The following is an 11,529-nucleotide window of genomic DNA, read 5'->3' on the forward strand; positions in this document are numbered from 1 at the left end:
GAATTAGATTCGATTGACTTATGCTATTCAGTCTTTGGCAACGAGCCAAGCATGGAGATTGAACCATGAGCGGAATTAAACCATGATGAATATTAAAACTTTGTCATAACCGCATTATTTATTTTCAATTGTGATCTGATTCATGCTTACACTAGAATAATCTCAGATCAAAATAAAATCAGTCTTCATGAGATGAAATTAACAATAGATGCTTTTAATAATGGATCAGAAAAATTGAGTCGCAAAACTACAGCACAAGCCCTTGGTGATTGGGCGGAAAAAGAAGCGCTGAAGCTATTACAGCAGCAAGGTTTTCAATTGGTACAACAAAACTTTCATAGCCGTTATGGTGAATTGGATCTGGTGGTGCAGCAAGGAGAAGATTTACTCTTGGTGGAGGTCAAGGCACGAGCTTTGACCCGTTATGCCCATGCGAATGAAGTGGTGTCGGTGTCGAAACAGCGTAAATTAATCAAGACTGCACTGTGTTTTTTGAATGAATATCCTGAATTTCAGCAGTTCTATTGTCGATTTGATGTGATTTGTTTTGATTTTTATCAACAATTTGCAAAAACAGTACAGTATGACTTTTCCAGTTTCACTTATGATCTGCAGTGGATAGAAAATGCTTTTACTTTTGATTCAGAGTTCATTAATCTTTGAAGTAACAGGAAGCATCAATGCTATAGAAAAATGAATGAAATAAGTGAGGAGTCTTGCTGAGTGTTGAATCGTATTGCAATGACAGTGCTTTGTGTCGCAGGTCTTAGTTTAACGGGCTGTGCGAGTTTTATTTCAGGTGGTACAGGGACTGCACCAGTTGGAACCGATAGTGGGGTACGCTCACTTGGACAGGTCTTTATTGATTCCTCAATTGAACGTACAGCGAATATTAATTTATATAAATTAGATTCTCGTTTTAAACAGTCGCGCGTCAATATTGAAAGCTTTTATGGCAATGTGTTGCTGACAGGGCAAGTGCCAGACCAGCATTTAAAACAACTGGCTGAAGACAATGTTCGCGCGATGAGCGATGTAAAAAATGTGCATAATTTTATCACGGTAGGTGATAAAATTGGTTATAACACCATCATGCAAGATGCGACTGCGACAGCAAATACACGTGGCTTAATTATGAAAGCTGCTGTAGTTGCAGACAGCAAAGTCCGTGTACATACTGAAGATGGTGTATTGTACGTGATGGGGCGTTTGAATAATGCTGAAATCAATGATTTGAACAATGTGTTACAGCAAGTGGGTAACGTAACTAAAATCGTGACATTGGTTGATGATGTCGATCAAGGACAAAAGTCAATAAATTCTAGTTTGGTAAGCCCTGTAGCCAGTAATGCGCAGCCCGAAGTTCAAACGCCTGTAGCTATTGACCCAGATCAGGTAGAACCGACGAATGTTCAATAAATCCGAATATTGGATTAGACAACTAAATGACACCGTGGGGACTGCGAAAGATTTTATTCGAGACTTTCGCATCTACGATGTCGGCAGCTATGCATTGAATCAACTCACACCACGTGAGGGATATACACTGCATGAAAACATTGCTTATGGCTTAAAAGCACGTCATCGTCTCGATTTATTCAAAGCGCATAAACCGCAGTTGAATCAACCTTTAATTGTATTTGTGCATGGTGGGGCTTGGACGCACGGAGATAAAAGTTCTTACCGTTTTGTGGGGGAAGCTTTTGCTCGTGAAGGTTATGACGTAGCAGTGATCAATTATCACCTCGCTCCGCAGTACATTTTCCCAAGCTATGTGGATGATTTAACCCTTGCGCTTAATTTCTTGAGTCTGCACCAGCACAAGCTGGCAATTCGTACCGATAATGTGGTGTTGATGGGGCATTCGGCAGGGGCATTTAATGTGATGTCAGCCGTCTATCATCCACAGCAGTATGAGCTGCAATGCCGTGCACAAATCCGCGCCATCATTGGCGTCGCGGGTCCTTATCATTTTGATTATAAAGGTGACCCACTCTGTGCAGAGGCATTTGATCAAAGTGTGCCTTTCCAACAGGTCATGCCGTATTACTTTGTCGCATCCAACAGTATTAAGCATTATTTGATGATGGCAGAGAATGACCAAATTGTGGGACATAACAATACTGAAGACTTTGATCGCGTACTGAAAGAAAAAGGCAATCACAGTAAAATGATCGTGATTCCACGTACAGGGCATATTACCGTGATGGGATCAGTATCGAGTTTGTTCAGCCGTTATTTTGAAACCAAAGAACAAATTTTGGTGGCAATAGAGGAAGCGTTAAAGCCATAGATGCGTGTCATCTGCAACAGGCTGTCCTTGAGTTACATGCATGATCATGGCGTGTGCGATACTCCCTTTGAATGGAATTTGAGGGAGTTGATCAAATTTGAAAAATTGTGCATCACTGATTTCTTCTTCTTGTAATTGAATATCACCCGCGGCATATTCAGCACGAAAGGCAATCATTAAATTACTCGGGAAGGGCCAAGGCTGGCTCGCCAGATATTGAATATTCTTCAGCTTTAAACCGACTTCTTCTTCAGTTTCACGACGTACTGCATCTTCCAAGGTTTCACCCACTTCGACAAAGCCAGCAATCAGACCATACATATTGTTGGTGTTTTTTGCGTTCTTGGCTAAAAGGATTTCATCTTCACCGCGGGTAATCACGGTAATGACGCAAGGTTGAACACGCGGATATTGATGATAGTGGCAAGCAGGGCAGATCATGGCATATTCGGAGGCATGTACTTGCGTTTCATGCCCGCAATGACTACAGAATTTGTGATTGCGACGCCACTCTAACAGTTGTAGCGCACGACTGGCTTGTTCAAACTGCTTGGTGGTCCATTGGGTCAGCAGCTGGCGAATAGGCACCAATTGTAAGCCGTCTGGAATGCTTTCATGGGCGAGAAGATCACGGGCAATGACAGTATTGCCCGTGTGTAAATGCAGATCACTTGCTAAACGCTCAACTTTAGGCAGTTGGAGTTGTTCATCGACCAGAAGTTGTTGTTGATGAAAAATATAGGCAAGTGATAATTCTGACATTAGGCGGCTACTTTGGCATTTAGTTTTTGACTGCTGTTCAATGCTACATCAAACATAGAGTGTAATACAGGCTGTTTGTTCTTCAGATTGTCAATCATCATTTCGGCACTGGCTAAAGTATCCAAGATGTAATTCACTTCCTGTTGAGTAATACTGCCTGATACCTCAAGCTTTTGTTCTACAAAATTCGCAGCATTTTTTAAAGCTTGCTGACCGTTTACGGCATTCAGGAACAACAGCGCACCGCTGATTTCATGTAACTGAGCTGGTAAATTGCCTAGAGCCCCCAAGAATTGATCTTGCAGATATTGCACCAGACTTGTTGCAGAACTATCCACCAAGGTTTTGGTTTCATTCAGCAATGCTTCATGCGCTTCATCGAGGCGATCCAGTGAAACATGCATGTTGTTCACACGAAGCTGCAAACGGTTCGAGGTGTGATGGCGTTCAAGAATACCAATTGAGTTCATGGCAGATAGAATGCCTTTCATCAATTGTTGAGCAAAGTTTTCATCTTTCAACACATCAGTCTGGTTCAAGGTTTCAGCTTGACGAGATAGGTCCTGATACGCTTCATTCAGGTTCAAGACTTTGAAAATATTGGCTAATTCTTTAATTTTAGCTTGTAATTCTTGTGTCTTTTCTACGGACATGGTTTGGTAATTATATTCAATTTCATTTCGAATTTGAGCCATTTCAGTGGTTACAAGTTCGCTAATGGTGTGAATGGTATTAAAGTCTGGACCATATAGATGGCGACTAAATACATGCAGTTGCGTGTCGGTGAGTGCATCATCCCCAATATTGAGTTGGTCACGGATGCTTTGTGCTGACTCATCTTCTTGGCTAATACACAAGCTCAGAATATTCGACAGGTCTTTTAAGTTGGCATTGAAACTTTCAGGCGCAAGGAAAAATGCGGCCATATTGCGTTCAATGTCAATCAGACTGCGTAAGCGGGCATCGGTAAACAGTAAATTATCAATTTGGTTGAAAGCAACGTGTACCAGTCCCCAGTATTGTTGGCTTGGTAATTGATTCGCTAAACCTGCGAGATAAGATCCGACAAGACGAATCGCCTGTAAATCAAGTTCAGTTTCTTGCTGCTTAAGTAGTTTATGCAATGCAAGTTTATATAAGCGATGCACGTATTCAGACTTTTCAAGGGTCGGAGTGCTTGGTAACTGGAAATTGGGTTTAACCGTGTTCAGTAGAGATTCAAGCTGATGACCTTCATGCGTAAGTGGTTTACCTAGCGCTAGCTCTAGGCGGTTTAGAGTGTCTAGCAGGAACTGAGGAATCTTGACTTCGCGCAGGCAGATAAACTCAATATAGCGTTTTAGCATGGTGGTGCCTTCGCTCAGAGCGATCACATCCTGCGTATTGATGTTCTCAGGATTTGCCATGATCTTGCGCATCAATTCAGCAGAATATTGTGCAATTTGCCCTAAGTTTGGCATATCAATTAACACTAAAACTTGCGCACATTGTTCAAACTGGTTCAGTGCATCATCAATCCCAAACGGTAGGGTATGATCCTCTGCTAAGGTACTGACCGCAGCTTCAACTAACTTGATCGAGTTATCAACCTCATTTTTTATTATCAGTAAGGCCGTAGGATCAAAATGAATAGAGGTTTGGTAAGACATTTATCTGCACCTTTCCTAGTGTATTATCTGTTTATGTTTGGCTGAGTTAGAACGTTATTTCTTGTATTTAACTATAACTGATGTCCCCAAGGTTTAAATACAAAAAATAACAGAATCTCTAGAAATTATTTTGAAAAAAAGCAAGGTTTTCCCTGTTTTTCCTCAATTTGTTTGACCCAAGTCTCATGTGCAGCCAATTCTTCCTCTGAAGGTAAAATCACAGCTAAGCCAGTTTCATCAATTTGTCGTCTGTTACTCGCGCCTAGCTGTTGTTCACTTTGCGACAGGGCATCCATATCGAAGGAAACCTGCCCACCCGTCATGGCTAAATAAACATCTGCCAGAATTTCAGCATCGAGTAATGCACCGTGGAAGGTACGGTCACGTTGTACAATTTCATAACGTCGTACCAACGCATCCAAAGAGTTTTTCTGTCCTGGATGCTTACTTTTTGCCATGGCTAAAGTATCGGTGACTTCACAGACTTCAGAGAGTGGACCATGACCTGTACGTTTAAACTCCATGTCCAAGAAGTTCATATCGAAGGTCGCGTTATGCGCAATAATCTCCGCGCCTTTTAAGTAGTCAAACAGCACATCTGCAATTTCTGCATATTTAGGTTTATCTGTTAAAAACTCATCGGTAATGCCGTGGACATTGACCGAGTCGCCCACTTCTTTTTCTGGGTTGATATAAATATGAATCGAGCTGCCCGTGAGTTTGCGATTGATCATTTCAATCGCACCAACTTCAATAATGCGGTCGCTGTCTTGGAAGTAGAAACCTGTGGTTTCCGTATCCAGAATGAGTTGTCGTGGACCAAAAGCTTCTACGCTTGCAGGCGTAATTACAATTTGCGGGTGTGAACTAGACGTTGGCACTGTTGTAGATGTCTGAGTCGCTTGAAGCGTTTCTATGTTAATCACGGTTTCAGTGACATCTTCGACTATTTCAAGTTCAGTCAATTCTGTCTCTTCATCTGCAAAATCTAGACCGAATGGGTCGTCAAACAGCCAGTCGGATTCAGCTTTTTTTTTATCTTCTGCGCGAGTTTCAATGGCTGCTGTTACGGTTTTTGCCGCTTGGTCCGCCCCTAAATTGGCCAGTTGATCAGCCATTTCATTGCCTGCATGACCTGCATGACCTTTAATCCAGTTCCATTCAATCTCTCGACCTTGGCAGACGCTATCCAGCTTTTGCCATAAGTCTGGATTTTTGACATCTTTCCAGTTTTTCTTTTTCCAGCCATGAATCCACTCGGTAATGCCTTGTTTGACATAGTTGGAGTCGGTCCAAATAATCAGTTTGGCTGATTTTGGGCAAGCCAGTACGCCTTCAATCGCAGCAGTCAGTTCCATACGATTGTTGGTGGTTTGCGTTTCACCCCCAAAGATTTTACGTTCTTCGTGCGCTGTAACGATATAGGCTCCCCAACCTCCGAGTGCGCCATCCTTACCATTTCCACGACAAGCGCCATCGACATAGAGCGTAATTGTTTCAGACATAAAGGGTCATCCAGCCAGCAAAGAAAATTAACAGAAGCGAATCCAATCTTCTATTGTATAACGCATTTGTGCTTTGGAAGTGTATTACATGGTTAATTTTTAATTTCTTGTAACATTTATCATGGAATCGCGCTAAATTATTGCCTTGAGTCTCTGTGATGCTTCACTACAATGGCAGTGCTAAAAAATAAATTTTATACGAGTTGTTTGGATTTTTTTATGTATAAACCAACCACGTTCTTGTGGCAGCCCTCGGTTCCAACATTATTTAAGATTACTGTATTGGGTTCTGCACTCGCTGCATTAGGATTAACCACAGGTTGTGCATCGAGCCAAAGTACGACCAAGGCTGCATCATCAAAACAGGTTGGCTCAAATTATTTAGATGCAAATAGTTTAGATTCTTTAGAAGATCTTTTGTCTGCGACGGATATGCGTGCTGTGGAAGGCGATCGGTTACTCATTTTAAAACATGGTGATGTGTGGAAGCGCATGACCGTAGGTTTTAAAATGGATCTCAATCACTGGGATTCGCGGATTGAAGCGCAGCGTAGCTGGTTCGTTTCACGTCAGCCTTATATTGAGCGTTTGAGTGCACGCGCATCTCGTTATCTTTACCATACAGTAAAAGAAGCAGAGCGTCGTGGTTTACCGACCGAACTTGCGCTGTTGCCGATTATTGAAAGTTCGTATGACCCTGCTGCGACCAGTAGTGCAGCCGCTGCGGGATTATGGCAGTTCATTCCAAGTACGGGGCGTATTTACGGGCTAAAACAGACGGGCATGTATGATGGTCGTCGAGATGTCGTCGAGTCTACTCGTGCTGCGTATGAGTTTTTAGGCAGTCTTTATAATCAATTTGGTTCTTGGGAATTGGCTTTGGCGGCGTATAACGCTGGACCAGGTCGTATTCAACAGGCGATTAACCGTAACCGCGAGGCAGGCTTGCCAACCGATTATTGGTCTTTACGCTTACCTCAAGAAACTATGAACTATGTACCGCGTTTCTTGGCAGTCGCACAAATCATTAAAAATCCGAATGCCTATGGCGTGACCTTACCCCCAATTGCTAACCGACCGCACTTTAGAGAAATTAGTGTAGGTCCTGCGAGTCTGAATGATGTTGCAGCGATTACAGGTTTAAGCCGTGCGGAACTTTATGCACTGAACCCAGGACATCGTGGTGACCGCATTGATAGCAGTAGTCCAATGCGTATTTTGATTCCCGCAGATATTAGCCCTACGGTGGATGCGAAACTGTCTAAACTGCAATCTGGTTCAGGCGGTTTATGGGCCAGTGCAGCACCTATAAACAACAGTTCGACCACAACGATAATTACGCCAAGTAAATCGACCCCGCCAACTTTGGTGGCGAGTAACACCACCAAAACGGCAGATACATCTACCAAAACCACCGTTTCGACCAATTCAGGTCGTCCATTATCGACCACACCGCGTGGTGCGGATGCTTTAGCTGCATTTGCGTCGAGTACCGTGGTACCGAGTGCACCGCGTATTCCAGTTGCCGTCACGCCTGCGAAGAATGTACAGCCTGTAAGTGTTGAACCGCCGATTTCAGCGGTTGAGCGTGAGCAAATCAGAGCCGCGGTTCAAGCCGAAGATGCCACTAAAACAGTGGATCAGGTGTTACAACCAGTAGCGACCAAAGCTGAGCAGGATCAAGTGGTTGCTGAACTGAAAGAGATCGCGCCACAAGGCACTGAAATTGTTGATCCTTATGATGGCAAGATTAAGCTTACGGCAATTCAGACCAGTCAATCAGTTGCTGAACAACAAGGTAAAGAGTTAACCAAAGGCTTTTCTTATCCAAAGTCAGTGACAGACAATACCAAACTCGATTCTGATGAAGCGCAGCGGAATAAAGATAAGAATTATGTCAAAACAGCATCAGAAATTATGGTTGTGCCGCCAAAAGGCAAGCGTACAACCTATACCGTTCAGTCTGGCGATACCTTAGCGACCATTGCACTAAAAAATGGTGTGAACTGGCGTGATATTGCCAAATGGAATCAGATTGATCCGAATGCGACCTTGTTTGTGGGCACCAGCATTTATTTATACGATGCCAAACCTGTTCAGGATCGTTCTGCTACTACTAGCAAGCCTGAGAGCTATGTAGTACAAGCCAATGATAACTTGACCAGTGTGGCGAGCCAGTTTGGTCTTTCGGTCAAACAGTTGGCAGACTATAACGATTTAACCGTGACCAGTGGTTTGTTTGTGGGTCAGAAATTATCGTTAAAAGACAATAGTTCTACTAGCGCAAAAAGTACGACTGAAAAAGCGACGAGCAAGAGCAGCATCAAAACCAAGTCCTATGCAGTAAAACGTGGCGAGTATTTGAAGCTGATTGCTGACCGTTACGCATTGTCTAATCAAGAATTGGCAGATTTAACGCCAGGTTTGAATGCGGGCAGTAACTTGCTGGTTGGACAAAAAATTAATGTGCCGTTGAATTTAGTCAATGATGATGCATCATCTTCAGAAAAAACAGCGGTGAAAGTGGATGCAGTAAAATCTACCACAAGTGTTAAAACTGAAACTTATAAAGTTCAGCGTGGGGATACCCTGTATAGCATTGCTGCACAATCTAAAATATCACTCAGTGATTTGGCTGACTTAAATCAGATGTCTAGCAATAGTGGCGTGTACGTGGGTCAAAGTATTAAGGTGCCTGCCGGTTCTACTGTGCCTGAAACCTATGTGGTGCAATCAGGTGACAGCTTGTCTGCCATTGCTAGCAAATACAATTTAAGTCAAGACAATCTGGCGAACTTGAATGGGATTGGGCGTAATGCCAATGTCCGTGTCGGTCAACGCTTAAAGTTGACTGGTGAAGTAGCAGAGGTTGAAAAAGAAAGCACGATTACTGCTGCTGAAAAAGATATTCATGTGGTGAAATCGGGTGAGACTTTGGGCAGCATTGCCAAGAAATATCATTTGCAGTTGAGCTATTTGGCTGCACTGAATGATCTTTCGACCAATGCTCCTTTACGTATCGGTCAACGTTTAAAAGTTGACGGTGATTTACCGACGAAAACCAACGTTAAAGCGGACAGCAGCCCGAAAAAGAGCAGTGTGAGTAGCAAAGACACCGAGAAATATACGGTGAAATCGGGTGAGTCATTAAATTTGATTGCTAGTCGTGTGGGAATTTCAGTGTCTGAGTTGGCAAGCCTGAATGACCTAAGTCCGCGTACAGGTTTACAAGTCGGTCAAATCATCCTGATTCCGAAAACAGTGAAAGACTACAAAGTCAGATCAGGTGACAACCTGATTCGTTTGGCTGCGCGTTACGGGGTTGAAGCCAGTGCCTTGGCAGAAATGAATGACATGAAACCATCTGCACAGTTAAAAATTGGAGATGTGATTAAAGTTCCGAATCTTTAATTCACAACTCGGATAGGTTTGCCGTGCGTATGACGAGCAAAACAATTGCTATTTACTTGCTCTACACGAGCAGCATGATGGTTATGCAACAGGCGTGGTCAGCTGTACAGACCACGCCTTATATTGCTGTGCATAGTCAGCCGAAATATGCGGGTTTAAAGGCGATGCCTTATGCTAATCCACAAGCGCCAAAAGGTGGTTATATCAGTACCGCGGCAACAGGTACTTTTGATAATCTGAATAGCATGAATGGTAAAGGCAGTGCCACCGAGGGCGTGAATTATTTATTTGATACCTTAATGGATAATTCGTTGGATGAAACAGGCGTGATGTATCCCTTATTGGCCAATCAAGTCACCTTTGATCCTGCCAATCCTCAATTCATTATTTTTCATTTAAACCCGCAAGCGCGTTTCAGTAATGGCACGCCTGTCACTGCTGAAGATGTCAAATTTAGTTTCGATGCTTATCAAACCAAAGCCAATTTGGGCTTACAGATGTATTTGTCGAATTTGGCTAAAACTGAAGTGCTGTCCAAATCAAAGGTCAAATTCAGTTTTAAGTCCAATAAAACTAAGGAAATGCCGCTGATTGTGGCGAGTCTCCCTATTTACTCCAAGCAAGATTGGAAAAATAAAGATTTTACCCGCATTACGTTGCAACCGATTTTAGGTTCAGGTCCTTATTTAGTTGAACGTATAGATGCGGGGCGTAGCATTACTTATAAACGCAACCCGCATTATTGGGCGAAAGACTTAATGGTTAATCGTGGGCGTTACAATTTCGATCGCATGCAATATGTGTATTACCGGAATAATGATATTGCCTTCGAGGGATTTAAGTCGGGGCAATATACCTTACATGAAGAAAAGAAGACCAAGACCTGGGTCACGGGTTATCAATTTCCAGCGGTAAAAGCGGGTATGGTCAAGCAATATAGTCATCGTCTGGCACGACCTGTGGTCAATCAAAGTTTGGTCTTCAATACCCGGAAAGCGCCATTTAATGATATTTATTTTCGGAAGGCGCTGAGCTATGCCTACGATTTTGAATGGCTGAATAAAGCCTTATTTTATGGGCAGTATCAACGCCTACAAAGCCATTTTCAAGGCAGTGAGTTAGCGGCGACAGGGCAGCCGAGTGCTGCGGAATTAAAACTGTTGCAGCCTTATTTATCCAAGCTACATCCATTGCAACGACAAGGCGTATTGTCTAACTGGAAATATCCTGTGTCTGATGCAGATGGCTTTAATCGTCCGAATTTATTACAAGCGCGTAGTATCTTGCTAAAAGCGGGATATCAATATCGGCAGGGGCAGTTGTATAGTCAAAACGGGCGTGCAGTTCAGTTTGAAGTGTTGCTCTATCAAGAGGGTGCACAACGTACCATTATGCCGTGGATGCGCAATCTGAAAAAACTCGGGATCAATGTCAAATTGCGTCAGGTGGATGTATCGCAATATATGGAGCGCATGCGCCGCTACGAATTCGATGTGACTACGTTGGAAATGCCACAGTCGCTGACTCCAGGCAGTGAGCAGGCGCAAATGTGGAGTAGTAGTGCTGCACGCGAGTTTGGAAACTATAATTATGCGGGCATTCAAAATGCCGAGATTGATCATGCGGTGCAGCAGATCATACAAGCACCGAACCGAGAACAATTGATTGTCCGAACCCGAGTTTTGGATCGTTTGTTACGGGCAGGTTATTATCAAATCCTGACTTATGGTAAAAATGACAATTGGTATGCCTATTGGAACATGTACCAGCAACCAAAAGTACAACCAAAATTATCTTTAGGTTTGGATTATTGGTGGAGTGATCCAGCACAAGCCAGAAAAGTCAGCCAATACCTCGGCAAATAAAGTTAGAGGGCTGTTATGGTATTTTCAGTGATGCCATACGCTTA

At 43.1% G+C, this 11,529-nt stretch carries 8 protein-coding genes; 5 read left to right on the plus strand and 3 right to left on the minus strand.

Translation table 11 applies throughout. From position 1 onward, the window contains the following. The first annotated feature begins 192 nt into the window (after positions 1 to 192). From MKI85_RS00180 to MKI85_RS00190, 3 genes are read left to right on the plus strand one after another with little or no spacing between them, the layout of a single operon-like run. On the plus strand, positions 193 to 663 hold the full coding sequence (locus MKI85_RS00180; protein WP_413350620.1) for a YraN family protein: 471 nt from the start codon (positions 193 to 195) through the stop codon (positions 661 to 663). Positions 664 to 723: 60 nt separating this feature from the next. Then, positions 724 to 1,419: a BON domain-containing protein gene (locus MKI85_RS00185; RefSeq protein ID WP_241623852.1), complete on the plus strand. Its 696-nt coding sequence runs from the start codon at positions 724 to 726 to the stop codon at positions 1,417 to 1,419. Further along, the gene (locus MKI85_RS00190) at positions 1,409 to 2,293 is read left to right on the plus strand and encodes an alpha/beta hydrolase (RefSeq protein ID WP_241623854.1); all 885 of its coding nucleotides are present in this window, start codon (positions 1,409 to 1,411) and stop codon (positions 2,291 to 2,293) included. Before MKI85_RS00185 ends, MKI85_RS00190 begins: the two co-directional genes overlap by 11 nt. On the opposite strand, the gene nudC is transcribed toward MKI85_RS00190, so the two are convergent. From nudC to dnaQ, 3 genes are all read right to left on the minus strand, one after another. Beyond that, positions 2,282 to 3,055 (minus strand): NAD(+) diphosphatase, encoded by a 774-nt coding sequence (nudC, locus tag MKI85_RS00195; RefSeq protein ID WP_241623856.1) that lies wholly within the window; start codon positions 3,053 to 3,055, stop codon positions 2,282 to 2,284. The genes MKI85_RS00190 and nudC overlap by 12 nt on opposite strands. Beyond that, a complete protein-coding gene (locus tag MKI85_RS00200; protein ID WP_241623858.1) occupies positions 3,055 to 4,704 on the minus strand; it encodes a chemotaxis protein in 1,650 nt (549 codons plus the stop codon). Before MKI85_RS00200 ends, nudC begins: the two co-directional genes overlap by 1 nt. Positions 4,705 to 4,829: 125 nt before the next feature. Further along, positions 4,830 to 6,209 (minus strand): DNA polymerase III subunit epsilon, encoded by a 1,380-nt coding sequence (gene dnaQ / locus MKI85_RS00205; RefSeq protein WP_241623860.1) that lies wholly within the window; start codon positions 6,207 to 6,209, stop codon positions 4,830 to 4,832. A 219-nt stretch (positions 6,210 to 6,428) separates the two neighbouring features. Here dnaQ and MKI85_RS00210 point away from each other — a divergent pair, with 219 nt between their 5' ends. Together MKI85_RS00210 and MKI85_RS00215 are read left to right on the plus strand one after the other, a co-directional pair. After that, positions 6,429 to 9,620, plus strand: coding sequence for a LysM peptidoglycan-binding domain-containing protein (locus tag MKI85_RS00210; RefSeq protein WP_241623863.1), 3,192 nt, complete (start codon positions 6,429 to 6,431; stop codon positions 9,618 to 9,620). Between the two features lie 74 nt (positions 9,621 to 9,694). Beyond that, the gene (locus tag MKI85_RS00215) at positions 9,695 to 11,485 is read left to right on the plus strand and encodes an extracellular solute-binding protein (protein WP_241624414.1); all 1,791 of its coding nucleotides are present in this window, start codon (positions 9,695 to 9,697) and stop codon (positions 11,483 to 11,485) included. Positions 11,486 to 11,529: the final 44 nt, after the last annotated feature.

It is taken from the genome of Acinetobacter zhairuonensis (assembly GCF_022601715.1).
Taxonomy (GTDB): domain Bacteria; phylum Pseudomonadota; class Gammaproteobacteria; order Pseudomonadales; family Moraxellaceae; genus Acinetobacter.